The sequence below is a fragment of the Halobellus sp. Atlit-38R genome (assembly GCF_003665925.1).
GTDB classification, from domain to species: domain Archaea; phylum Halobacteriota; class Halobacteria; order Halobacteriales; family Haloferacaceae; genus Haloquadratum; species Haloquadratum inordinatus.
This window is the reverse complement of record NZ_QXIJ01000003.1, coordinates 51,249-75,334: the sequence shown is the minus strand read 5'-3', so window position 1 is coordinate 75,334 and position 24,086 is coordinate 51,249. Positions and strand designations below refer to the sequence as shown.

Below are 24,086 nucleotides of genomic sequence, written 5' to 3'. Positions count from 1 at the left end.
GCACAGCACTCTCGGACCGCTACTGCTCTCGCAACTCGGCGTCGGTGAGCGCGTCGTTGAGGTCGTCGCGGACGAACTCGCCCGTCTCTCTGTCCATCGCGGTCGTCACGATACGGTTCTCCTGGACGCTGGAGCCGTCCCGGAGCAGGAGTCGGACGTTGCCGTTGTCGTCGGCGCGCGTCACCTTCGCTCTGAGCCCCGTCCTCGACCCGGTCCCGCCGGCGTCGATCGGGCCGGGGACGATCTTCTTCACGTGCGGGTGGTTGGCGACGACGCCGATCGCCTTGCGACCGCGGCGCCCGCCGATGAGCGTCGAGTGCGACCCGCCAAGTTTCTCTCGCGGCGGCGTCTCGACGACTTCCAGCGACCGTTCGCCGCGGCGGTCGAGGACGCGCTCGACTGGGTCGTCGGCTGCGACGCGGTAGAACTCGTGGTGCAACTGCGCGCGGGCTTCCCGCAGTACGTCGCGGTCGCCCGCTGCAAAGACGGTCTCGGGACGCTTCCGGCGGATCTCGTCGGCGACGCGCCCCGCGAAGTTCCGGAGTTCGACGACCTCGGCTTCGGGGTCGTCTTCGGGAACCGTCGTCAGCGTCGTGCGGCCGACGATCTCCTCGCCGTCGAGCATCGTCAGTTCCGCGCGGTCGCGCTCGAACGCGACGACGACGGCGTCGCAGTTGGCCGTGTTGCAGACCAAACAGTAGTCCCCGGGGCGTTCGAGGGGCGTCCCGCACCGCCGGCAGTCCATAGCGGTGGAAGACGACGGAAAAATAAAAGCGCGGCTATCGAGCCACTGCCTTCGCCGTTCGCCGGGCGTCCGCCAACAACGCCGCTGCGGGCGCACGTCCCCGATCCGCGTTCACAACTCCGTCGGACTCGTCTTCAGATACTCCCGGAGAAGCACCGTCGCGTACGACCCCGACGGCAGCGAGAACGACAGGTCGTAGGCGTCCTCGCCGTCCTCGACGTCGGTGTCGACGTCGACGCACGTCCGAAGGAGGACCGCTCGGCGCGTCCCCGTCGAGTGGAACTCGTCGGGGAGATCGAAGTCGGACGGTTCGAGGCCCAGATCATCGAGTACCGCGCGCTCGACGTCTCCGGGTTCGCCCTCTGCGAGGTCGGTCTCGGTGCCGACGAGCGGCGCCGTCACGAACGCCCGGCCGCGCTCGCAGTGGCGGCGCATCACGTCCACGCGTCGCTCGGTCGCCGTCTGCGTTCGGTCCATATCCGGCCGATAGAGCCCCTCGGGTGCGTCGGTGTCGGCGAAGCAGACGACGTCGCCCGCGACCGGTTCCGAGAGCGGGAGCCCACGCGAGAGCCGCTCGCTGACGATCCGGTTGAACGCGTACGACTGCGCGGCGTTGACGAACAGGCGCTGGAGGTTCTGGGGGACGGCTTCGAGCGCGTGTCGCCAGTCTTCTGCGGTCCCGTCGCCGTCTTCGTGCAGCCGGTGCAGCATCGAACGCTCGAAGCGGAGCGCGCCGGGCATTCGATCGAGCGCCGCCTGCCAGTCGGGATCGGCCGTCGCGGCCTGCTCGTCGACGAACGCCCGCGCGGCCTGCGTTGCCTCCGGCTCTGCGTCGAATGGATTGCCGACGTACGTCAGGACGGCCTCGCGCCACTCGCCGCGGGCGACGCACAGGCCGACCTCGTGGGTGACGGGGCGGCGGCTGCCGAAGCGCTGGTGGCCGAAGTAGTTCGGGACCCCGACGTCGACGCAGCCATCGGCCTCGGTAGCACTGTCGGCCTCGGTGACGCCGTCGGCGACGCTGCGCTCACGCTCGTCTGCCGCCTCGTGAAGCCGCACGTGCAGTTCGGCGGTGATCTCCTCGACGGGCGTGACGTCGGCACCGCGAACGCGGATCTCGAAGGCGTTGCCCGCGAGGTCGCCGAAGTGGAGCGTTCGGCCGATCCGGCCGAGCACCTCGACGTCCGCGTCGTCGATCTCGGGCAGGTCGTCGGGATCGACGTCCGAGAGCGTGAACAACTGCGTCGTGACCGCGTGTTTGTCCTTCGTGCCCGCCCACGAGACCCGTTCGCGGCTGATTCCGAGCGCGTTCGAGAGCCGGTGGGCGAAGTCGTTCGTGTCCCACTGCCGGAGCTCCGCACGGACGAGCAGGTGTGGATAGTCGCCCGCGTCGGCCGCGAGTGGTTCGGGCTCCATCGTCTCCAGTTCGCGGACGCGGAAGTCCTCGGGCGCCGTCCGCAGGCGGCCGCCGGTCCCGTCGGCGTCGCTGAAGTAGTACTCGATGCCGACGCGCCGTTCGAGCGGGTGTGCCTCGCGCATCTGGTCGTCACCGGATTCCCGCTCTGGGGGTAAGGCCGCTCCGGTTCGGCCTTCGACTCACTCGCGCGCGGTGTCGCCCCGCTGGACGGGGTCGTCCCACATTCCGGTGATCTCGAAGCGCGCGCCCCCAGAGTCGGCCTCGCGGACGTCGATGTCCCATCCGTGGGAGTCGGCCACAGCCGAGACGATATTCAGGCCGAAGCCCGTTCCGCGGTCGGCGGTGGTGTACCCGTAATCGAAGACGCGCTCTCTGTCGTCCGCGACGATACCTGGGCCGTCGTCGGCGACGACGATCCCGCGCCCCCCCGGCGTGGTCGACACCGTCACGGTGACGCCGCTGTCGCCGGTCGCGTGCCGGACGGCGTTCTCGAAGAGGTTCTCGAAGAGTCTGCCGATCCGACTCTCGTCGGCCGTCACGGTTCCGAGGCCGTCTTCGACGACGAGTCTCGGCGCGCTCCGGGCGTCCCCGTGCGCGCTGCGGCCGTCTCTCCCACCGACGACGGCTTCCCAGGCGCTGTCGACGACCTGGTTCAGATCGACCTGGACGGGATTTTCGACGCGGTCGCCGTGGCTGACGAGCGTTCGCACGTCGTCGACGATGTCGGCCATCCGACCGTGGACACGTTCGAGACGGTCTAAGAACTCCTCGCCGCCGCAGACCTCGCCGCGGAGAATCCCCACCTGCGCCTGCGCCGCGTTCAGCGGGTTCCGGAGGTCGTGTGTCAGGATCTCGGCGAAGCGTTCGAGTTCGCGCTCGCGCTCGGTCTGTTCGCTCACGTCGCGAACGACGCTCACGACGCACTCCCGTCCGCCGACGGTCGTCGGCGAGACAGTCGACTCCGCCCAGAACGTCGTTCCGTCGCGCCGCTCGGCCTCCCAGCGATACGTCCCGGACCCCGTCTCGTGGGCCGTTCGCTCGGCGCCCGTCCGTGCGTCCTGCGCCTGCGCTGGGGACACGGCGCACTCGTCGATCCCGAGTTCGCGGAAGGCTGCCGGCGGGTAGCCGAACAACTCCTCGACGGTGCCGTTGACAGCGACGACCTCGCCGCTTCCCGCGTCGCGAGCGATCACGGCGTCTCCGAGATCGTCGACGACCTCCAAGAGTAAGCTATCGGCACTCGGGCCCGCGAACTCGCTCATCTTCTGTCTCTCCGCACGGATCTGTGGTAAGTCGTTTGGCCGTTCGACCCCATCGATGGTCGTTCCCCGTCTCGATCAGTACAGCGAGAGGTCGCCGGTGACTCGGTCGACGTCCTCGTCGCGGGCGGGGCCGACGGCCAGACAGGTCACCGTGCCGGGATCTAACTGGGTGTGCCCGGCGTCTCTGACGACGGCGTGGGGCAGGCCCAGGCGTTCGGCCTCGTCGGCGAGGCGGAACAGTTCCGATTCGCCGTCGGCTTTGAGCACGACTTTCTTCTGGCCTTCGCCTTTCCACCGCTTTCTCGTCCGCTCGTCGGTGTCTTCGTAGGCCGACAGCGAGGCGTGCGCGACCTGCGCCGCGAGCTTTCCGCGGCCCATTCCGAGATCCGTCCGGGCGACGATGGCTTGCTTCATACGCGAGGGTGGCGCGCGACGTGGTATATGTCCTCGCTTTGTCCGCTTGTAGGGGTTATCGTACGTCCGCATAGATTCCTCCCCGGATAGTACGGCGAGACTCTCCGAACAGTTACGATACTCCCTATTGGCCGTCACTCCGCTCGGCTGACTCTCTCGGAAGGATGACTTTACGTCCCTCGCTCACGCTCGTTCTGACGATGATACTCTCGGACGACGACATCCTGGCTCGCTTAGAAACTGGGGACCTGGTCGTCGACCCCATCGACGACCTCGATATGCAGGTCCAGCCGGCGAGCCTGGATCTGCGGCTCGGCGAGGAGTTCCTGGAGTTCCAGCGGACCAACATCTCGTGCATCCACCCGAACCGTGAGGCCGAAGTCTCCGAGTACGTGACCGAGACCCGGGTCCCCGAGGGAGAGGAGTTCATCCTCCACCCCGGCGACTTCGTCCTCGGGACGACTAAAGAGCGCGTCGAGATCCCGCCGGACCTCCTCGCGACGGTCGAGGGCCGATCCTCGCTCGGGCGACTCGCGATCGTGATCCACGCGACGGCCGGGATCGTCGACCCGGGCTACGAGGGTCAGATCACGCTCGAACTCTCGAATCTCGGTACTGCGCCGGTCGCGCTCACGCCGGGGATGCGCGTCTCACAGCTCGTGTTTACGGAACTTACCCAGCCCGCGGCCCGTCCCTACGGCGTCGAGCGCGGCTCGAAGTACCAGGGACAGGAGGGGCCGCAGGCCTCGCGGATCGGGGACGACCCCGAGTTCACCGGAGACCGGCAATGAGATTCATCGAGGAGGTCGTCGTCGAGGAGTTCCTCCCGACGTTCCGCTCGATGCTCGCCGAGGAACTCCGCGACCGCGGCCTGACCCAACACGAGGTCGCCGAGGCGCTCGGGATCAGCCAGTCGGCCGTCTCGAAGTACGCCCACGGCGAAATCAGCCGTCGGGACGACGTGCTCGAAGACGACCGCGTCGTCGACCTCGTCGAGCGCGTCGCCGACGGGCTCGCGACGGGCGATATGAGCCGGGTGCAGGCCCTCGTCGAGGCCGAAGTGCTCGTCCGCCAGTTGGAGGAAGGCGACCTGCTCGCTCGCCTACACGAGGAGGCGATGCCGGAACTGGCCGACTACGACGGCTACGTGCGGATTCACGACCCCGAGAGCGGGCTCCGTACGAGCGAGCAGGTGCGGTCGTCCGTCCGGCAGGCGCTCCGCCGGCTCACCAACGCGAGCGGCTTCGCGGGACTCATCCCGAACGTCGGCTCGAACCTCGTCGAGTGCCTTCCCGACGCGGCGACTGTCGACGACGTCGCGGGCGTCCCCGGCCGCATTTTCGACGTGAAGGGCCGCGCGACGGTCCCGAGCGATCCCGAGTTCGGCGTCAGCGAGCACGTCGCGTCGGTGCTCCTCTCGGCGCGCGAGGCCGGCTGTGACGTCCGCGCGGCGATCAACGTCCGCTACGACTCCCAGCTCGTCGCTGATCTCGACGCGGCGGGCTACGACACGGTGGAGTTCGACCCCGACGCGCCGACCGACCCGATCCGGGAGTCGATCGAAGAACGCGGCCCCGAGACGCTCTCGGAGACGTTCGTCTGCTATCAGACCGGCGGGTACGGCATCGAGCCGATCACCTACGTGCTCGGTCCCGACGCCGACGCGGTCGTCACGGCGGTCAAGACGCTTCTCCGTCCCGAGCAGTAGGCCATCTCCGTTCGCGAGGCTCGTACTGCCGGACAGCAGTTCGTGAATCATATTGGCACCCACGGGGTGGCGATGATTTTCACATCGTTCTGTCCGACAGTATCAGTCGTCCGCGGGCGCACCCGGTGCGAAGTCGACGGGGGCGGCGTCGCGCTCCAGTTCGTCGAGACACGCTTGCGCGCCACGCTTGCCCGAGAGGAGCATCGCGCCGAACGTGGGACCCATTCGGGGCAGTCCGTCGACGGTGGCGACGGCCATCCCGGTGGTGACGACGCCCGGATGGACCACGCCGGTGTGTTCGACGACCTGATCCTCGGATTTGCTGACCCACATCGAGTCGTGGCCAGGGGAGTCGTGACCGGGCGCGCCGTACTCGTCGTCGCCGGTCGCGTCCATCCCCGTGGTGTGCTCGCTCGCGTGTTCGATGCCCGGCGCGTCCAGGACGTCCCGCTCTGCGAGCTTCGAGATGACGACGGCCTCGTGGCCGGTGGCGTCGACGACGAGGTCGGACTCGACGGCGACAGGGTCGACGCAGGTGAGTTCGCGGGGGAGCGCGTGGACCGGCGTCCAGTTGAGGACGACGCCGCCGACGCGGTCGCCCTCGCGGACGACGACGTCGGTGAACTCGGTCATATTCTGTATCGCCGCGCCGGCGTCGCAGGCGGCCTCGATGAGCGCCGAGACGGCGTGCGGTCCGTCGGCGACGTACAGGCCGGGCGCTTCGTCGGACTCCTCGTAGGGGACGCCGAGTTCGTCCAGCACCGCCTGCGCGGGGTCCCGCACTGTCACCTTGTTCATCAGGAACCCGCCGAGCCAGAAGCCGCCGCCGAGGTAGTTGTTCTTCTCGACGATGGTCACGTCGACGCCGCGCTCGGCCAGTTCCGTCGCCGTGACGAGTCCCGAAGGACCGCCGCCGACGATGATGACGTCGGTGTCGACCCGACCGAGGAACTCCTCGCTCCAGTCGCTGGCGATCGCTCGCGTTACCTGCGCTTCGCTTACGTCTGCGAATCCGGTGAACTCCGACATACTACTCAGTGGTATTACTTGCTACTAAGACGTTCCGATGACAAGCCGAGCGCGGCGTCGCCCCGTCCGTGACGCTCACTGCCGTCCCCGGGAGGCGTTCGGTGGCCGAACGACTTCGGTGGCCGAACGACTTACACGGCTACGCCACCTCGTCCAGACACAATGAACGGATCTTCGACGCTTACACGTTCCACAGCGGCGCGCGGAGGTGTCCGCCGATGAATATGCTCGTCGACGGCGAGTGGCGGACCGACGCCTACCAGGCCACGAACGAGGACGGAGAGTTCGACCGACAGGAGACGACGTTCCGCGACTGGATTCAGGACGATCCGGACGCCGAATACCCCGCCGAGTCGGGTCGCTATCACGTCTACATCTCCCGTGCCTGTCCGTGGGCCCACCGCGTGGCGATGGCCCGCCGCCTGCTCGGGCTGGAAGACGACATCTCGCTGTCGATCGTCGAGCCCGTCCGCTACGAGGACGGCTGGGAGTTCTCCGAGGAGTACCCCGATCCGGTCTACGGCGAGGACTACCTCCGCGACATCTACACGCGTGCGGACGCAGACTACACCGGCCGCGTGACCGTTCCCGTCCTCTGGGATCGCGAGCGCGAGACAATCGTCAACAACGAGTCCCGCGAGATTATGCGGATGCTCGACACCGAGTTCGACGACGCCAACGGTGTCGATCTCTGGCCCGAGGGCTACCGCGACGCGGTCGATCAGGCGATCGACGAGATCTACGAGCCGATCAACAACGGCGTCTACCGCGCCGGGTTCGCCGACACGCAGGCGGCTCACGAGGCAGCGATCGAGGACCTCTTCGACGCGCTCGACCGCTGGGAGGCCGTCCTCGACGAGCAGCGCTTCCTCGCCGGCGACGTGTTCACCGAGGCCGACATCGCGATGTTCGCGACGCTGATCCGGTTCGACCACGTCTATCACACCCACTTCAAGTGCAACCGCCGGGCGATCCACGAGTATCCGAATCTCTGGAACTACACGAAGGAGATCTACCAGTTCCCGGGCGTCGCCGAGACGGTGAACCTCGACCACATCACGCGGCACTACTATATGAGCCACGACGACGTGAACCCGAAGCGACTCGTCCCGTCCGGCCCCGACATCGACTTCTCAGAGCCGCACGACCGCGATCGGCTGCCAGCCGACCTTCCCCCTGCACTCCGGGCTGACGCCGCCCTCGCCGACGACTGATAGGGACTATCGTACGTCTCCATAGACTCCTCGCCGGACGATACGGCGAGACTCTCCGAACAGCTACGATACTCCCTAGCACGGCTTCTCCACGCGCGGTCGACTGACCGGCTCCCACCGCGACGCTCGCCCGGATCAACGCGTCGCCTTCTTGTCCGACCCCTCCCTCTCCTCGCGTATGACTGACAGCGACGACGCGACCGCAGGGACGCCAGCGGAGACCCGACGCCGGACGCCGGGCGGCGGCGTCCGCCCGTCCGCGACCGACATCGAGCCCGCGGCCCCCGCGGAGTTCGGCCTGGTGCAGGCGTGGTGGGGCGACGGCAAGGGAAAGACGACGGCGTCGCTCGGGATGGCCTTCCGCGCGGCCGGCCACGGCTACCGCGTCCACGTCCTCCAGTTCCTGAAGGGCGGCGCCGACTCGGTCGAAGGCGTCCGCGGCGAGTACAACGCCATCGCGGCCGTCCCCGGGATCTCCTACGAGAACACGGGTCACTACGGCTGGCACGGCCTGCTCGACGGCTCCGACGACGACGAGCACCACGCGAAGGCCCGCGGCGCGCTCGAACGAACGCGGGAGATTATGAACGGCGCGGCCGACGCGGACCTGACGGCCCCGCTCGACCTCGACGGCGACCCCACGGACGGCGTTCACCTGCTCGTCCTCGACGAGATCCTCTACGCTGTCGAGCAGGACCTCCTCGCGGAGGCTGACGTCCTCGATCTGATCGACGAGAAACCCGACACCCTCGAACTCGTCCTCACCGGGAGCCACTCGGAGCCGACCTACCTGCTCGACGCCGCCGACCTCGTGACCGAAGTGCGAAAGGTGAAACACCCCTTCGACGCGGGCGTTCGCGCCCGGAAAGGCACCGAGTACTGATGGCCGACGACGTCGGAGCGGGCGGCGACGACAGCGGTGCCGCCGAGACGATCCTCGTCGCGGGGACGGCCAGTCACGTCGGCAAGAGCACCGTGGCTGCCGGGCTCTGCCGCCGTCTCGCTGACGCCGGCGTCGACGTCGCGCCGTTCAAGGCGCAGAATATGAGCAACGAGGCGCGGGCGGTCGTGCGGCCGAGCGCGGTACAGACTGGTGAGGCCCACGGCTCCGGCCCCCGCTCCGACTCCGGCCCCGCCACCGAGACCGATTACAGCCCGGCGTTCGGCGAGATCGGCGTCTCCCAGTACGTCCAGTCCCGCGCGGCCGGCGTCCGGCCGACGACCGACCACAACCCCGTCCTCTTGAAGCCGCGCGGCGGAGGCGAATCCCAACTCGTCGTCGACGGGGTCGCGGTCGGCCACTACGCCGCGGGCGACTACTACGCCGAGCACTGGGACGATGCCCGTCAGGCGGCGGAAGCGGCGCACGCGCGGCTCGCGGCCGATCACGACGTCGTCGTCGCCGAGGGCGCGGGGTCGATCGCGGAGGTGAACTTCCACGACCGGGACCTAGCGAACGTCGAGACGGCGCGCTTCGCCGACGCCACCGTCCTGCTCGTCGCCGACATCGAGCGCGGCGGCGTGTTCGCGTCCATCCTGGGCACGCTCGAACTGCTGCCCGACGACGTGCGCGACCGTGTCGTCGGCGTCGCGATCACGAAGTTCCGCGGCGACCGCTCGCTGCTCGACCCCGGTATCGCGGAGATCGAGGAGCGCACCGGCGTGCCAGTTCTCGCGGTGCTCCCGTACGACGACCCTGGCCTCCCCGACGAGGACAGCGTCTCGCTCCCGGCCGCCGGCGAGCGGTCGGTCCGCGGCGACGACGACGGCGTTCCCGAGGCACAGGTCGTCACCGTCGCCGTCCCCCGACTCCCACGGGCGTCGAACACGGCCGACGTCGACCCCCTCGCGGCCGTTCCGGGCGTCCGGGTCGCGTTCGTTCCTCTCGACGCACCGCTCGCGGACGCCGACGCGGTCGTCCTGACCGGGACGAAGAACACGACCGACGACCTCCGGACGCTCCGCGAGGCCGGCTTCCACGAGCGCCTGCGGGACTTCGAGGGCCCCGTCGTCGGCCTCTGCGGCGGCTACCAACTCCTCGGCGAGCGCCTCGTCGACGCCGACGTGGAGAGTACCGGCGACGCGGGGGACGCGGAACTCCCCGGAATCGGACTGCTGCCAGTGGAGACGACGTTCTCCCGTCGGAAGCGCGTCGCCCCCGTCTCGTGGACGCTGGACGGAACGGGACCGCTCGCCGGCGCCTCGGGCGTCGTTGCGGGCTACGAGATCCACGCCGGCGAGACGCGGACGGCCGATGCGGCCGACGCCCACGCGACTCCGACCGAGACGCCGTTCTCGACAGTGGACCGCGAGCCGGTGTCGCTCGGGGCGGCGTCGGGCAACGCACTCGGGACGTACCTCCACGGCCTCTTCGAGAACGAGACCGCCCGCGAGGCGTTCGTCGACGCGGTCTTCGAGTCCGCGGGAGTATCACGGCTGACGGACGGCGCGCGAACCGACACCGCCGGCACCGGCGCGACCGACGCGACCGCCTACGCGCGCGCTGCGGATCTCGTCGACTCGCTCCCACTTGACGCCCTCGTGCCCGATATGACGCGATCCACCTGAGCGCCGTCACGGAATCACAGCCGAGAATCGGACTCGAAGACTTTTCAGCGGGTACCGCGAGGTTCGGGTATGGTCGAGGCGTTCGCCGTCGCGAGCGGGAAAGGCGGCACTGGAAAGACGACGAGCACGCTGGCGCTCGGGATGGCGCTCGCCGAGCGGTACGACGTCACGGTCATCGACGCCGACACCGGGATGGCGAATCTCCTCTTTCACGCGGGACTCGACGACGCCGACGTGACACTGCACGACCTCCTGGTCTCAGATCGCGACGTCGCGGTCGAGGACGCCGTCTACGACCGGTTCGGGATGTCGGTCGTTCCCTGCGGAACGAGTCTCACGGCGTTCGAGGCCGCCGATCCGGGTACCCTTCGGGACGTCGTCGCCGAGCTTGCAGCCGACACCGACGTCCTCCTGCTCGATTCCCCCGCGGCGCTCGGCTCGAAAAGCGCCGTGTTACCGGTTGTTCTCGCCGATCGCGTCGTCGTCGTCCTCCAGCCGACGGTTCCCTCGCTCTCTGACGGGCTGAAGGTACAGGAGTACGCGCGCTCGTACGGCACCGAGACGGCTGGCGTGCTCTTCAACCGTGTCCGCCCCGACGAAGACGTCGAGACGATTTCGGAGCAGGCCGCGCGCTACTTCGGTGGGACGGCGCTGGCGAGCGTCCCCGAGAGCGACGCGGTGCGGGCCGCACGGCGGGCGGGCGAGCCGCTCCTCGCACACGCGCCGACTGATCCCGCAGCCGACGCCTTCCACGAGGCCGCCGAGAATCTCGACGTCCGGGCGGGCGGCGCCGCGGGCGTCGCGGACCGCTTCCGGAGCGCCGTCGTCCCGGACCGTCCCTGACGATGGTGGCCGACGGACACATTCCCGAGGGCGAACTCTGCCGCTCGCGGACCGACGCCGATATCGGCGAGACGCTCGCGGGCGTGCTCGACCGCGAACTCACCGGCTACGTCGTCTTCGAGCCACAGGGATCCATCCTCTTCGGGAACGACGAGCGGGCGGTCCTCACGTTCGAGGCGGGCGTCCCCGTGCTGGCGTACCACTCCGCGAGCGACGCCGGCGGCCGCGAGGCGCTCGACGCGCTCACCGGCGACCTGTTTCACGCCGAGGTGTACGAACTCGCGGCTGACGCGCTGGCGGCAGCCCATCGGGTCGAGGAACTCCGCGTCGCCCCTTCCGCGCCGGCCGACGTCCTCGCGGACGACGAGACGCTCGTCGACCGAACGCGCGACGCCGCGCCCGAGGATCGGCTAGCCGACGCCGCGGGAGCGAGTGCGGTCGAAGCGTTTCTCGCCGACGCCGACCGCATCGACGCGATTCGCGACGAGGCGCGCGCAGAAGCGCAAGCGCGGGCCGCCGAGTGGGGTCTGGCGGAGCAACTCGACGGTGAGGAACCGCCGGACCCGTCAGGATAACGGACAGATGCCGTGCGCAGTCAAACGCGACTATATATACCAACGGACCTCCTAGGGGTCGTGTGAGCGTCTTCTCGCTGTTGCGCGCGCGGACGGCGTCGGACTTCGCCGACTGGTTCCGGCCCGGAGGAGAGTATCTCCTGCGTGTCGCCGACGGAATGGGGTTTCACACTGGCGACCTCTCGGGCTTCATCGACGAAGCGGAGACGGCAATGCGGGCGAACCGAACCGGCGCGGACGTCGCGCCCGCGGTCAATCGCCTGATCGCCGCGGACCTCTACGCCGACGCCGCGTTCGGGCTCCCCTTCTTGGAGTGGACGCCCGTGTGGTACGAACTCTCACTGACTGCGCCGACGGCCTACGCCGACTGGCGACTCAGGCGCGTCGCCGACCAGTACGCCGCGACGATCGATCACCTCTCGTTGCCGCGGTTCAGCCGCCCCGACGACGTCGTCTCCCGCGGGGCTCCCGCGATCGAGTCCGTCTCGGGCTTCGCCGATCGGTTCGCGTTCGCCGACGCCATCCTGCATCTGGAGTGGTTCGACTACGTCGCGACCGAGTGCGGCATCGGCGTCCCTCCGGAACTGATCGCCGAGGCGCGCGATCAGACTGTCGGCTACTACGTCGGTGACCTCGCGATGGAGGACCTCGATCCGACGGTCCGACGACTTCAGTACCTGCTCTTTACCGACGACGAGTGGGTACGCACTATCGACGAGCGATACGGGCTCGGGAGTTCGCTCTTCACGCTCTGGGAGCGGGTGTGTCGCCGCGAGCGCGAGCGGTTCAGTGGCGCTTGAGAGCGGCGCAGTTACTTGAAACCGCGGCTCGCGAGATGATAGCGCAGGACCTCTTTGGTCCCTTCGACAAACGGACCCAGGTCCACGGCGTCGATCCGATCGCGAAGGGTTTCGAGCCGTCGATACTGCACGTTCCACTCGTCGAGGAACTCCGATTCGAGGTCGTGGTCGTCGATCCGGTCGATGACGCGTGCCGCCGCTTCGGCGTCCGGATCGTCGGGATTCGGGAGTTCCTCGGGGTCGACAACCCCGCGTTCGAGCGCGGCGACGACGACTCCGGAACTGACGTCGCCTTCTAACACCTCCCGTTCCCAGGTGCTGACCCAGTTGCCGATCCGCGCCATCTGCTGGGCGGCGTCGACCGCCGCCCGAAGATCTGCTGTCGCCCGGGCGAGGTCGGCCGAGCCGTGCATCAGGTCGATGTCGAGGTAACTGTGCATTCCCATATTGTGCGTCTCGTACCGCCGGAGATCGTGGATGGTCGCCTGCTCTGGGCGCTCGATGACGAGGGTGCTGTACTCGATCGCTGTGACGATCTGTCTCACGTCGAACCGGAACCGCGGGACGTACTGCTGGAACTTCGCCCCCCGTTCGAGACGGGAGACGAGCGTCTCCCACACGCGTGCTGCGAACGCGACGTACCCGTCGTCGACTGCGTCCGAGCGGGCTCCGACAGCGACTACGTCCTCGCCGTCGAGGCGATCCCCCGCCCGAGCCAGACTGGCGATCGCGTCGAACGTCTCGTAGTCGCGGTACTGCTCCAGGAGGTCGTCCAGGATGGTGACGAACAACACGAGCATCGTCTTGTTCGTGGCGACGCGCTCGTGGTGGATCTCGTCGACGAAGGGCATCGTGTTCGCCGGTGCGAGGTGGTGGACCCACTTCCAGATGAACGCGGGCCGGGCCGCCTCGAAGGACTGATACTCCGACACGAGGTCGCCGAGCGCCGGCGGTAGTTCGTGATCCGCGATCGACTCGAGGAGTGCTGCGGCTCTGTCGCCGTCGATCGATGCAACCACAGTCGCGGCGGGATCTTCGATCGCTCCGATGGTTCCTGGTTTCCGTCGACCAGAATAAGTGATGTGATTACTGTCAACTGAAAATAACGATGACCTCGACGCAGTCCTTCGATTATCGCCCGAGATAACTGCCGCGAGCGTTTATATACGAACGGGGAAGAAGCGACGGTAATGTATGATCGACGCGTCCCCGTGGGGGCGGGATGACTTCGGCCGCGCAACGGGACGCCAAAGTCCCTGACGCGCCGGTCGTTCCGGCGCCAGAACCACCGGACAGCACCGACGCGTGGTACGCACCGACAGTCCGCGCACAGTACGAGGTCACGCCCGGCGTCGTCACGACAATCCGCGACGCCCCCGACGGTGTCGGCTTCTCGTATCAGATTCGAGAGCCGGCCCTTGGAGCCGACTCCGAACGCGCGCTCGTGTCAGTGTTAGATTACTTTTCGGGCGTGGACGTCCGCCGGCCGCTCACTCGTCAGGGGACTGCCGAGCGAGCGGCCGCGGGGTTGCCGCCGAAGTACCGGCGCGTCCTCGATCGGCTCCTCGACGTCGCCCCCGCCACCCGCCGCCGCCTCGACTACTACGCGACCTGCGAATTGCGCTTGCTTGGCCCCGTGACGCCGATAGCGCTCGACGACCGCGTCGACGTCGTCGACGTCGAAGGCGAGACCGACGGTGCGCTCGTCGTTCACACCGACAACTACGCGCCCGCGGTCACGCCGTTCCGCGCGGACGCCGAGTTCGCGACGCGGGTCGCCGGCGAGCGACTCCGCCACTACACCGTCTCCTTTGCGGGGTTCGACGTCGACGTCGTCGTCCACCGGGACCGACTCCTCGGTAGCGACCGCTTCGAGGCGAAGTACGCGGTGCTCGAACCCGACCTCCTCCCGGGTGACGAAGCACTCGTCGCCGAGTGCAAAGAGCGCATCTGGGAAGCCAACGTCGACGAAGTCGTCGAGGACCGGACGGCATTCATCCGCGACCGCGCCAGACAGTTCCTCTCGCGCCGCCTCACCGCGCGCAACACCCGCGCGTGGCTCGAAGCGACGCGGTACCGCGCCCGCAACGCGCTGGCGGCGTACGGACTCGGCGTGCCGCCGGTCGACCGCCGGTACGCCCAGGACCGACTCGACGACCTCGTCTACTACGTCCTCCGCGACTACGTCGGCGAGGGCGTTCTCACGGTCCCGATCCGCGACCCGCATCTCGAAGACGTCGAAGCCAATCGGGTCGGCGAGCGTGTGAAGGTCGTTCCGCGGGCTGACGTCGTCCGAGCGGGCGAGCGCGTCCCCACGAACCTCGCCTTCGAAGACGAGACCAGCTTCGTCAACGTCGTCACCCAACTGGCGGCGGCCGACGGCGTCGAACTCAGCGCCAGCCAACCCTCCGCGAAGGTGAACCTCCGCCCCGAGGGAGTCGCGCCCGACGCCACCGGCCACGGCGAGACCATCCGGTGTGCCGTCGCGCTCCCGGTTATCTCCGAGGACGGACCGCACGTCTCGATCCGCAAACAGGCGTCCTCGCCGCTGACGCCGATCGATCTCGTCGGCTTCGGGTCGATCCCGACGGAACTGGTGACGCTGCTGTGGCTCCTCTACGAGCACCACCGCGTCGTCCTCTTTTCGGGACCGACCGGGGCCGGCAAGACGACGCTGATGAACGCCCATATGCCCTTCATCCCGTACGACCACCGCCCGATCAGCATCGACGAGGGGTCTCGCGAGGTGTATCTCCCCCACGAGACCGGCGTGTCGCTGACGACGCGCGACCACGAGAACGAGTACAAGCGCGTCTCGATGGCGGATCTGATGACTGAAGCGAACTATCTGAACCCCGACGTGGAAGTCATCGCCGAGGTCAACACCCCGGAGTCGTTCGAAACTTTCGCCGAAGTGCTGAACACCGGCCACGGCGTCGTCGGCACCACACACGCCGAAGACATCGAGACGCTTGTGAACCGCGTCGTCGAGCAGGGACTGCCCGTGTATCTCCTGCGCGAACTCGACTTGGTCGTCTTCCCCCGCCGCGTCGACGGCGAGCGGTACGTCGGCTCGGTCGTCGAACTCCTTTCGGAATCCGAACACGAGGAACTTCCCGCGTCCGCGCGGACGGGCGTCGTTGAGAAGGACGGGACGAACCTCTACTACAACACGATCCTCTGGCGCGAGACCGACGGGTCGTTCGCGATGGCCTACGATCACCCGTCGCTCGGCGGCGACAATGCCGCTACCGCGGGTGAGACGCACCGCCGCGCGCTCCGCGTGTTCCACCGCATCGCCGACGCGACAGACCAGGACGTCGAGACGATCGAACGCGAGTTCCGTCGGAAGCGCGGCTACGTCGAGTATCTCCTCCAGGAGGACGTGACCGACGTCGACCGGCTGTTCGGGTTCCTCTCGGATCTCCGGACTGACGAGGCCGCGACCGTCGAACGGGTCCGGCGGCAGCGTGCACACCAGACTGCCGAGCCCGATACCGAGTCGCCGCCGTCCGAACGCGGGACTGGAACCGCAGACGACGCTTCGGTGCGGACTCGCGATCGGTCCGGAGGACGGAAGCCGTGAGCGGGGGCGACTCCGAGCAGGGCTCGAATCTGGGACCGTCGTCACCGTCTGATCCGACACCGCGTTCGGATTCGGCTCGGCCGCGCTCGAATCACGCAACGCGCTCGCTCGGGCCGTTCGACCGCGCGGCGTACGCGCTGTTCGCCAGCCGAGCGGATTCACGCCGCCACGAGCGCGACCGGCGCGCCTATCGCGGAACCAACCTGACTGTGGCGTTCGATCTGTACCTCGCTCGCGTCTACGCGTTCTCGTGGCTTCTGGCGGTACTCGCCGGTGGGGTTCTCGTCGCCATCGGACTCGTGCTCCCACCAACGTTGGTCGAATCGGCCGCGGCTGGCCTCCTCGACCGACTCACCGGCGTCGGTACCGGTGAAATCGGTGGCTCCACCGCCGACGCCCTCGATATCTCACGACGGAACGCGACAGCACTGGCCGGACTCGTCGGCGTTCTCGCGGCCGCGGGCGTCCACTGGAGCGTCGTCTACGCCGGCGGCCGGTACCTCCGCTGGCTGACCGCCGCGCGGCGATCGAACATCGGGCGCACGCTCCCGAGTGCGGTCCGCTACCTGAACGTCCTCGCGTCTGGGAGCGACGGCCGCCGCGCGATGCTCCGGCGCGTCGCCGACACCGACGCCTACGGGGAGACAGCAGTCGCGCTCCGAAAGGCGCTCAACACCGCCGCGATGACGGGGAACGTCGACGAGGGATTGCGGCGCGTTGCCCGCGACACGCCGGCACAGGACACGCTCGCGCCCTTCTTGCTGAAGTTCCGCGAGCACGCCGAGCAGGGCTCGGACGCGCTTCGGGAGTATCTCGCGATGGAGAGTCGAATGCTGCGACACCAACAGGACCGGGATCGGCGTCGCGCGCAGGGATTTCTCGAACTGCTCGCGGAACTGTTCGTCGTGTTGCTCGTCCTCCCGGCGCTCCTCGTCATCGTCCTCACGGTGATGAGCATCATCTCGCCAGAGCTCTCGGCACCGGTGGGGACGCCGCTTGGCCCCGTCACGCTCCGCGCGCTCGTCGTCTACGGCAGCGCGGCGTTCATCCTCGTAGTCGGCCTCGGGACCGCGGGGCTCGTCGCCCGGCTCCGACCGCCGGACCAGCACGTCACGTATCACCGACCCGAGAGTACGGTCGGTACACTCCGCACGGCGACGACGAACCCCGCGAGCGCGAGCGTCGCGTTCGCGCCCATCGGCGTGGCGGCGCTCGTCGCGTCCGTCCTCCTCGGCGTCGACGTCGTGATCTCGCTTCTGGTCGGCTACGTCGGCTACGCGATACCCGTCGGCCTCGTCGCGGTCCGCCGCGCCCGACTCGACGACGCGAAAGACCACGAACTCAAAGACTTCGTCCACGCCGTCTCCGGCCACGTCAACCTCGGGCGGCCCTTCTCCGCCGCGGTCGAACACGTCGCCCGCGACGTCGACCTCGGACCGCTGAACGGTGACGTCGCCGATCTCTCGATGAATCTGCACCTCACCACGCCGACGGCGGACGCGGAGACCGACCTGCGGACGGCGGCGCTCGACCGGTTTGTCGACCGCGTCGGCACGCCGATGGCCGAGCAGACGGTCGGCCTCGTGATCGGCGCGCTCGACGCCGGCAGCGACACGGGCGTCGTCTTCGAGACGCTCCAGAGCGAAGTGGGCCGCCTCTATCACGAGAAACGCGCGCTCAGATCGGGGATGCTCGTCTACGTCGCCGTCGGCTGGACGACCGCGCTTTTAGTCGTCGGGATCAGCGTCGCGACGAGTGCCAACGTCTTCGCCGGATTCGATCGGCTGTCGACGATGTCGGAACTTTCGGGCGTCGCGGTCGATCCCGGGGCGGTCGACCTCGCGCGCGATCAGTACCGCGTCTACGTGACCACCCAGGCGACGATGCTCGCCTCGGGGTGGTTCGCCGGCGTCGCCAGCCGCGGGCAGTACGAGGCGCTCTTGCACTCCGGCTGTCTGGTCGCGATCTGTCACGTCGTCTTCACGGGAACGGGGTTGGTATGAGCGCCGACTCCGCCGTTTCTGCGTCGGGGAACGACCGCGCACAGACGGCTGTCGTCGGCGTCGCGCTTCTCTTGGGGATAACCGTCCTCGCCGTCGGCGGACTCACGGCGACGGCCGGGTCGATCGTCGAGGATGGGGCGGCCTCCGCGGCCGCGACGCGGGTCGCCGACGACTTCGGGACGGCGCTCGGACCCGCCCCCGGCGAGCGAGAGGCGACTGTCGAACTCGCGACAGGGACGATTCAGGTGGTCAACCGGACCGTGTGGCTCCTCGACGACGAGGGCGTCGTCTGGGCGGGCCACGCCGGGGCGATCGTCTACGCCGACGGCGGCCAGCGCGTCACCGGCTTCGCTGGGGCCGTCGTTCAGAGCGACGACCGCGGCAGTCGCGTCGTCGCGCCGAGTCGGGTCGCCCCCGCGAACGGGACCCTGTACGTCGGGGTCCCCGTTCTGAACGCCAGCGGCGCGGACGGCGTCTCGACCGGCGGCCATCGCCTCGCGATGACGCTCCGGACCGACGCGCGAACCGAGCGGGTCGATCTCCCTGCGTCTTCGTACCGCATCGGCATCGAAACGCCGACGCCGGCCGCCTGGGAGCGTCACCTGCAGGAACGCGGCGCGACGACCGCACGCCGCGACATCGACGGCGACGGCACGCCGAGCGTCGTCGCGTCTTTCGAGGGCGAGCGGACCGCCTATCTCGTCGTCCACGACGTGCGACTCGCCGTCGAGGTGGGCCGATGAGCGGGCACCGCGACGCGGGAGGGCGGCGTCGGTCCCGGGGTCGGCCGTTCGACCGCGGTCTCTCGCCCGTCGTGGGCAAGACGCTCGAACTCGGCGTCGGCGTGCTGTTCGTCGCGCTCCTGACGGCGACGTTCTTCGGCGGCATCGCGCCCGACTACCGCGCGGCAGTCGGGACCGAACTCGGCGACCGGGCGCTCCTCGCGGCCGCCGAGCGCGTCGAAGCGGCGGTCCCAACCGACACGGACGTACGCGCGGACCGCAGCGTCGCCGTCCGACTGCCGCCCGCTATTCGCGGTGATCCCTACCGAGTCGTCGTCGCGAACGACACGTCCAGGCCAGCGCTGCGGCTCGTTCATCCGGATGCCTCGATCGACGGACGAATCCGGCTCACCGTTCCCGACACGACTGCTGTCAGCGGCTCGTGGGACAGTGCGTCGCCGTCGCGGGCGGTCGTCGTCGTGACCGAGGGACGCCTTTCGATTCGACTCGTCGACGAGGGCGATAGCGCGTCTCGCCTCACAGCGCGTGATCGCGCACGCGGCTCAGTTTCGTCGACGACCGAGCGGGAGGCGGCTACGTGACGTCGCGCGCCCAGGCGAATCTGATCGGCTTCGCCGTGGCGGTCGTCGTCGTGACGACGGTCACGGTCGCCGGCATGGCGCTCGCGAACGATGCGCTCGTCGACGCCGATCGGGATCCGGCGACGGCGCACGCTGCAGACGACCTCGCCGCGTACCTCGTCGACGCCGACGCCGCACACGCGCGCGGGCCGAACGTCGTCAGCTCGGCGGCCGTCAGGAATCTGACCGCGTCCGACCTCGAAGCCGCCGTCCCGTCTCTCCGGGGACGGTCGATCCGCATCACGCTCGGCGGCGACGTTCTCGTGGAGCGCAGCGCCCCCGCGGCATCTGGTGACGGTCGTCGCGCCCGCGATGCGGGATTCGAGCGGGTCGAACGCCGCGTTCGCGTCGAGCACACTGTTCAGAATACCGAGCGGATCGAACTCTCAGAGCGGCGCGAAGTCACGCTCGCGGACCACACGGGAGACGTCACGGTGGCGGTGGATCCGCGTCGAGGCCGAAGCGTGACGACAGTTCGAGCCGGCAACAGAGTCGTCCTCCACGACCCGTCCGGCCTCGCGGGCGAGTACTCGGTCGCCGTTCCGGACGCGTACCCGCTCGTGCTCGCATTCGACGCCGACGGTCCATACGTTGCCGGGGCGGCGACTGTCGCGTGGCACACAAGAAATGCCAGCGTCGAGCGACTGGTGGTGAGCGTCGGTGCGTGACCGCTCCGATCGAGCGCAGCTCGCGACGTCGCTGCTCGAAGCCGCCGTGGGCGCGCTCTTGATTCTCGCGGTCGTCGCCGGGTTCCTCTGGATTCCGGCCGCCGAGGGGGGCTCGGACGCGAAACTCGACCGCACTGCCGCCGACGCACTCGCGATCCTCGACGCGGAGCCGCCGATCGGCGCCGGCCGGAGTCGACTCGCGGCGGCCTGTCGCTCGCCGACCGCACTCGCAACCGAACGCGACCCCCTTCGCGCTCGACTGGATGCGGTTCTTCCGACAGCCGCGTTCGGGCGTCTCGAGTTCCCACACGGGACCGTCGGTCCACAGCGCCCCAACGGCGCGCCGTCCGGGCGAGCGACGCTCGCGACGGGGCGGTGTACCGTCACGCTACGAGTGTGGTACGCGTGAGCCGCCGCTGGCCGCAGTCACCGCGTGGCGGACCGCACCGGGGCGACGACCGCGCACAGATCGTGCTCGTCGCGGCCGCGGTCGTCGCCGTCGCCTTCCTCTCGATGACGCTCGCCTACGCGCAACTCGGCTACGACGCCGACCGGACCGCCGCGGGCGCGGTCGACGTTGCGTCGCTCGCGGAGATCGACCGCAGCCTGACCGCCTCCTTCCGCGCGGCCGTCCGGGACGCCGAAACGGACGTCGGGCGCGACGTCTCGTGGCGTGACCGCCGCTCGCTCGTCGAGCGAATCCGGACGGCTGTCGGTACGGATATCGACCGACTGGAGCGGTCCCACGCGGACGAGAGCAGAGCGGTGACCGTGACGTTCGACGATGCGGCGGCTACTCGTTGGGCGGCCGAGCACTGTCCCTCCGGTCGCGGACGCGATTTCGGGCCGTGTCGAGCGATCGACGGTGTCGTCGTTCAGGAGCGGGCGGGGGAGACGACGGTCGTCGCCGCCGCGGTCAGCGTCCGGATTGTCTCGCCAGCGGAATCGACGACGGCGACGCTCTCGCTGCGGGCCGTCTGATCGTCGCTGGACGGTAAGGGTACGTGCTGCCGCGACTCAGCCGCCGAGTGCGGCAAACAGCGCGTAGCTACCGACGTAGCTGATGGAGATGACCGCCGCGAAGCCGACGCCCCCGAGCAGCGGTCGGCGCAGTCGAACGACCCAGTAGAGCGCGGCGAACATTACGCCCTCCGCGACGACGATGAACGCCGGGACGTGACCGAGCATCGCGAACGGTGCGATGGCGTAGCTCCAGATGCCGGCGTAGTGTGCCCCGTACTCGAAGAATCCCACGAGTACCATTCCGGTCACCGCCGGACCGAGGGTCGCGGCGACGGGTCCGGCGATCTCGTCGAGTCGTCGTCCGAAGTACCCGAAGTAGGTGACGACGAGCGCCCACGAGATCGGCATATACAGCGGCGATCCGACGAGCATCGGGAGCGAATCCGGATACACTAACGACCCCGTCGAGACGAGAAACGCGTCGACACCCACTTCTAACACGCCTGCGACGCTCCCGAGCACGAAGATGTCGCGGATCTCCGGCGACCGCAATGCGACGCCGATCCCGATCGCGTACAGCAGACCGTTGTACGTGTAGGTCAGCCACAACGGCGTCTCGAAGACCACGACGTGCCCGAAGACGAGCAGATTCACGCCGAGCCAGCCGAGCACTCGTCGATCGGTCGCCGTGAGCGTCCGCGCCGCCGGGTCCGGTATCGCTCTTCTGCCTGCGTCGAGTGGTTCTCTCATCCAGCCGATGGCGCTACTCGCTCCAGCGCCGAAATAAAACTTCCTTCAGCCCCGATCGGACTGATCACACTTCCAGAATTTCACATAGCGTATCACGTTTGGCTGTTTTCGGACCCTCCCCGTCGTCGTCAGCCGATTCGAACCGCTCTATCGACTGGTGGTTTGATGTACCAGGGCTGCTTCGGGGGAACACGACACTACTCTCGTATGCCGTGGGAACTCACTGCGACCTCCGCTGTCGGGTTCGCTACTGTCATCGTGTACGCAGTAATCGTCGTTCTCGGCTGGCAGCACCGGGACTCGCGGTGTGGTCCGGAGATCGCGGCTCTCCATCTCGTCGTCGGGCTTTCCGCGCTCGCGTACGCGATTCAGCTCGGGTTCGACTCCGTCGCGGTGCAGACCGTCTGGTGGGGGATCTCCTTTGCGCTCTCGACTGCTGTCCCGATCCTGTGGCTCGTCTTCGTCGTCCAGTACGTCAGCCGCTCGCAGTGGCTCACCCCGGTGCGCGCGGGACTACTCACCGTCGAACCGCTCGCGGTCGTTCTCGCGGTCGCGACGAACGCCTCGCACAATCTCGTCTGGACGGTCGCGCCCGCCACGACGGCCACGCCGGGGTCGGCAATCGCCCTCGTGTTCGGGCCGCTCTACTACGCGCACATCGTCCTCGCGTACGTCGCCGTCGCGGTCGGGATGAGTATGATTCTCCTCGTCGGGATTCGCTGGTCGCTGGTGTACTGGAAGCAAGTGGTCGTCCTGCTCATCGCGCCGCTCCCACCGTTCCTCTCGAATATGGCGTTTATGCTCGGCGTGAGCCCTATCCCCAACCTCGACCTGACGCCGTTTGTGTTCTCGTTTACGGGGATCCTCCTGGTACTCAGCCTCTATCACTTTGATCTGCTCGAACGCGTCCCCATCGCACGCCGACAAGCGCTCCAGGCGATGGGCGACGGGCTCGTGGTCCTCGACACCGACCGCGTCGTGGTCGACGCCGACGACATCGCCTGCCGCGTGCTCGACCCCGCGCCACGGATCGGCCACTCGATCACGGCGGTGTTTCCCGATCGGCCCTTCGATCAGCTTCACGGCACCACCGTCACCGACGCGAACAACCTGGCCTACGACGTCCGCGTCTCAGAGCTCACCGACGAGCGCGGCGACGAAATCGGCTACGCCGTAGCGCTGCGCGACGTCACCAGCCGCCATCGATACGAACAGCGACTCGAGGTGGCCAACCGAGTGCTCCGGCACAATCTCCGCAACGATATGAACGTCGTACGCGGGTACGCGGATCTCGTCGCGTCGGGCTCGGCGGACGATGCGACGCGGGCCGCGGAGTCGATTCTCTCCCGCACGGACGACCTCCTCACCGTCAGCGACAAGGCCCGGAAAGTGTCCGAACTCGACGACTCGCACTCGCAGCCCGCGACGCAGCACGACGTGACCGCGCTCGTCGACAGCGTAGTCCACCAGGCCAGACGCGAGTACCCCGACGTTGTCATCCAGTTCGAAGGCGCCGCCCATACGGAGGCGCAACTCACCGACGCCGGGTCGCTCGCGACGGCCGTCGGAGAACTGCTGGAACTGCTCGTCTCGCAGGCCGACCGCGACGACCTCACCCTCCGGGTCGGGGTCGAGTGCCGCGACGACGTCGTCGTCCGCATCGAATCGAGCGGGGCCGGGATCCCAGCCGTCGACCGCGAAGCCCTCGCAGCGGAGTCAGAGACGCCGCTTCAGCACGCCGAAGGACTGGGGCTCTGGCTCGCGTACTGGTGCGTGATCGAAAACGGCGGCGAACTGCGTTTCGGGGATGCGGACGGCGACGACCCGGTCGAGGCAGGCTCGGAGCCGACCGAGACGGAAGCCAGCGTCGTCCGCCTCCGCTTCCCCAGCGACTGTGCGTGAGTCGCTGCCACGGCGTCCGACGATCTCTCGAAAATCGAAACCGATTAAACGCGTCGCCGTCCAACAGCAAGTGTAGCCGAGGTAGCCTAGCCCGGCCAAGGCGGCAGATTCGAAATCTGCTGTCCATTCGGACACGTGAGTTCAAATCTCACCCTCGGCGCTTCTGAACGTTCGCCTTCGAGCGGTGCATCTGCACCGCTCACCGTCTGTCCTTGCCGTATCGGGGTTCTCGCGGTCGTCTTGGGTGGTGACGAGAATCGCTCTCTGCCTTCTCGC

At 68.4% G+C, this 24,086-nt stretch carries 23 protein-coding genes and 1 tRNA gene; 17 read left to right on the top strand and 7 right to left on the bottom strand.

Going from position 1 to position 24,086, the window contains the following annotated elements:
• Window positions 1-19: 19 nt before the first annotated feature.
• The 4 genes from D3D02_RS05010 to pth2 all read right to left on the bottom strand — a co-directional run bounded on the left by D3D02_RS05010 (window position 20) and on the right by pth2 (window position 3,838).
• Entirely contained in the window at window positions 20-745 is a 726-nt protein-coding gene (locus D3D02_RS05010; RefSeq protein ID WP_121568896.1) for a DUF2103 domain-containing protein, read from the bottom strand.
• Window positions 746-856: 111 nt separating this feature from the next.
• The gene (gene truD, locus D3D02_RS05005; RefSeq protein WP_121568895.1) at window positions 857-2,284 is read right to left on the bottom strand and encodes a tRNA pseudouridine(13) synthase TruD; all 1,428 of its coding nucleotides are present in this window, start codon (window positions 2,282-2,284) and stop codon (window positions 857-859) included.
• Between the two features lie 57 nt (window positions 2,285-2,341).
• Window positions 2,342-3,424, bottom strand: a complete 1,083-nt coding sequence (locus tag D3D02_RS05000) for a HAMP domain-containing sensor histidine kinase (RefSeq protein WP_121568894.1) — start codon at window positions 3,422-3,424, stop codon at window positions 2,342-2,344.
• Window positions 3,425-3,499: 75 nt separating this feature from the next.
• Window positions 3,500-3,838, bottom strand: coding sequence for a peptidyl-tRNA hydrolase Pth2 (pth2, locus tag D3D02_RS04995; protein ID WP_121568893.1), 339 nt, complete (start codon window positions 3,836-3,838; stop codon window positions 3,500-3,502).
• A gap of 200 nt (window positions 3,839-4,038) precedes the next feature.
• Here pth2 and dcd point away from each other — a divergent pair, with 200 nt between their 5' ends.
• Complete coding sequence (gene dcd / locus D3D02_RS04990; protein ID WP_121569189.1) at window positions 4,039-4,629, top strand: dCTP deaminase; 591 nt, start codon at window positions 4,039-4,041, stop codon at window positions 4,627-4,629.
• The gene (locus D3D02_RS04985) at window positions 4,626-5,546 is read left to right on the top strand and encodes a thiamine-phosphate synthase family protein (protein ID WP_121568892.1); all 921 of its coding nucleotides are present in this window, start codon (window positions 4,626-4,628) and stop codon (window positions 5,544-5,546) included. Before dcd ends, D3D02_RS04985 begins: the two co-directional genes overlap by 4 nt.
• Before the next feature lie 102 nt (window positions 5,547-5,648).
• Here D3D02_RS04985 and D3D02_RS04980 read toward each other — a convergent pair whose 3' ends face one another.
• The gene (locus D3D02_RS04980) at window positions 5,649-6,575 is read right to left on the bottom strand and encodes a sulfide-dependent adenosine diphosphate thiazole synthase (protein ID WP_121568891.1); all 927 of its coding nucleotides are present in this window, start codon (window positions 6,573-6,575) and stop codon (window positions 5,649-5,651) included.
• Window positions 6,576-6,793: 218 nt separating this feature from the next.
• On the opposite strand from D3D02_RS04980, the gene D3D02_RS04975 reads away from it, so the two are divergent.
• From D3D02_RS04975 to D3D02_RS04950, 6 genes are all read left to right on the top strand, one after another.
• Window positions 6,794-7,789, top strand: coding sequence for a glutathione S-transferase family protein (locus D3D02_RS04975; protein ID WP_121569188.1), 996 nt, complete (start codon window positions 6,794-6,796; stop codon window positions 7,787-7,789).
• A 178-nt stretch (window positions 7,790-7,967) separates the two neighbouring features.
• Window positions 7,968-8,672, top strand: a complete 705-nt coding sequence (locus tag D3D02_RS04970; protein ID WP_121568890.1) for a cob(I)yrinic acid a,c-diamide adenosyltransferase — start codon at window positions 7,968-7,970, stop codon at window positions 8,670-8,672.
• Window positions 8,672-10,357, top strand: a complete 1,686-nt coding sequence (locus D3D02_RS04965; protein WP_121568889.1) for a cobyric acid synthase — start codon at window positions 8,672-8,674, stop codon at window positions 10,355-10,357. Before D3D02_RS04970 ends, D3D02_RS04965 begins: the two co-directional genes overlap by 1 nt.
• Before the next feature lie 69 nt (window positions 10,358-10,426).
• A complete protein-coding gene (locus tag D3D02_RS04960) occupies window positions 10,427-11,200 on the top strand; it encodes a P-loop NTPase (protein ID WP_121568888.1) in 774 nt (257 codons plus the stop codon).
• A 2-nt stretch (window positions 11,201-11,202) separates the two neighbouring features.
• The gene (locus D3D02_RS04955) at window positions 11,203-11,775 is read left to right on the top strand and encodes a hypothetical protein (RefSeq protein ID WP_233560583.1); all 573 of its coding nucleotides are present in this window, start codon (window positions 11,203-11,205) and stop codon (window positions 11,773-11,775) included.
• 62 nt (window positions 11,776-11,837) lie between these two features.
• Window positions 11,838-12,575: a hypothetical protein gene (locus D3D02_RS04950; protein ID WP_121568886.1), complete on the top strand. Its 738-nt coding sequence runs from the start codon at window positions 11,838-11,840 to the stop codon at window positions 12,573-12,575.
• An 11-nt stretch (window positions 12,576-12,586) separates the two neighbouring features.
• Here D3D02_RS04950 and D3D02_RS04945 read toward each other — a convergent pair whose 3' ends face one another.
• Window positions 12,587-13,594 carry a terpene synthase family protein gene (locus D3D02_RS04945; RefSeq protein WP_121568885.1) on the bottom strand — a complete coding sequence of 336 codons (1,008 nt, stop codon included), beginning with the start codon at window positions 13,592-13,594 and terminating at the stop codon, window positions 12,587-12,589.
• Between the two features lie 203 nt (window positions 13,595-13,797).
• On the opposite strand from D3D02_RS04945, the gene D3D02_RS04940 reads away from it, so the two are divergent.
• From D3D02_RS04940 to D3D02_RS04910, 7 genes are read left to right on the top strand one after another with little or no spacing between them, the layout of a single operon-like run.
• Window positions 13,798-16,161: a type II/IV secretion system ATPase subunit gene (locus D3D02_RS04940; RefSeq protein ID WP_121568884.1), complete on the top strand. Its 2,364-nt coding sequence runs from the start codon at window positions 13,798-13,800 to the stop codon at window positions 16,159-16,161.
• Between the two features lie 29 nt (window positions 16,162-16,190).
• A complete protein-coding gene (locus D3D02_RS04935) occupies window positions 16,191-18,164 on the top strand; it encodes a type II secretion system F family protein (protein ID WP_121569187.1) in 1,974 nt (657 codons plus the stop codon).
• Window positions 18,161-18,907, top strand: coding sequence for a flagellin-like protein (locus tag D3D02_RS04930; protein ID WP_121568883.1), 747 nt, complete (start codon window positions 18,161-18,163; stop codon window positions 18,905-18,907). Before D3D02_RS04935 ends, D3D02_RS04930 begins: the two co-directional genes overlap by 4 nt.
• Entirely contained in the window at window positions 18,904-19,488 is a 585-nt protein-coding gene (locus D3D02_RS04925) for a hypothetical protein (RefSeq protein WP_199723013.1), read from the top strand. The genes D3D02_RS04930 and D3D02_RS04925 overlap by 4 nt, the downstream gene beginning before the upstream one ends.
• Window positions 19,485-20,195, top strand: coding sequence for a hypothetical protein (locus D3D02_RS20260; protein ID WP_147435575.1), 711 nt, complete (start codon window positions 19,485-19,487; stop codon window positions 20,193-20,195). The genes D3D02_RS04925 and D3D02_RS20260 overlap by 4 nt, the downstream gene beginning before the upstream one ends.
• Entirely contained in the window at window positions 20,188-20,604 is a 417-nt protein-coding gene (locus tag D3D02_RS04915; RefSeq protein ID WP_121568881.1) for a hypothetical protein, read from the top strand. Before D3D02_RS20260 ends, D3D02_RS04915 begins: the two co-directional genes overlap by 8 nt.
• Window positions 20,601-21,176: a hypothetical protein gene (locus D3D02_RS04910; RefSeq protein WP_121568880.1), complete on the top strand. Its 576-nt coding sequence runs from the start codon at window positions 20,601-20,603 to the stop codon at window positions 21,174-21,176. The genes D3D02_RS04915 and D3D02_RS04910 overlap by 4 nt, the downstream gene beginning before the upstream one ends.
• Window positions 21,177-21,212: 36 nt before the next feature.
• Here the strand turns inward: D3D02_RS04910 and D3D02_RS04905 are convergent, their stop codons facing one another.
• Entirely contained in the window at window positions 21,213-21,908 is a 696-nt protein-coding gene (locus D3D02_RS04905) for a DUF6989 domain-containing protein (RefSeq protein ID WP_147435574.1), read from the bottom strand.
• Window positions 21,909-22,115: 207 nt separating this feature from the next.
• On the opposite strand from D3D02_RS04905, the gene D3D02_RS04900 reads away from it, so the two are divergent.
• Window positions 22,116-23,810, top strand: coding sequence for a histidine kinase N-terminal 7TM domain-containing protein (locus D3D02_RS04900; protein ID WP_158599319.1), 1,695 nt, complete (start codon window positions 22,116-22,118; stop codon window positions 23,808-23,810).
• Between the two features lie 75 nt (window positions 23,811-23,885).
• Window positions 23,886-23,970, top strand: a tRNA-Ser gene (locus D3D02_RS04895).
• The last annotated feature ends 116 nt before the right edge of the window (window positions 23,971-24,086 follow it).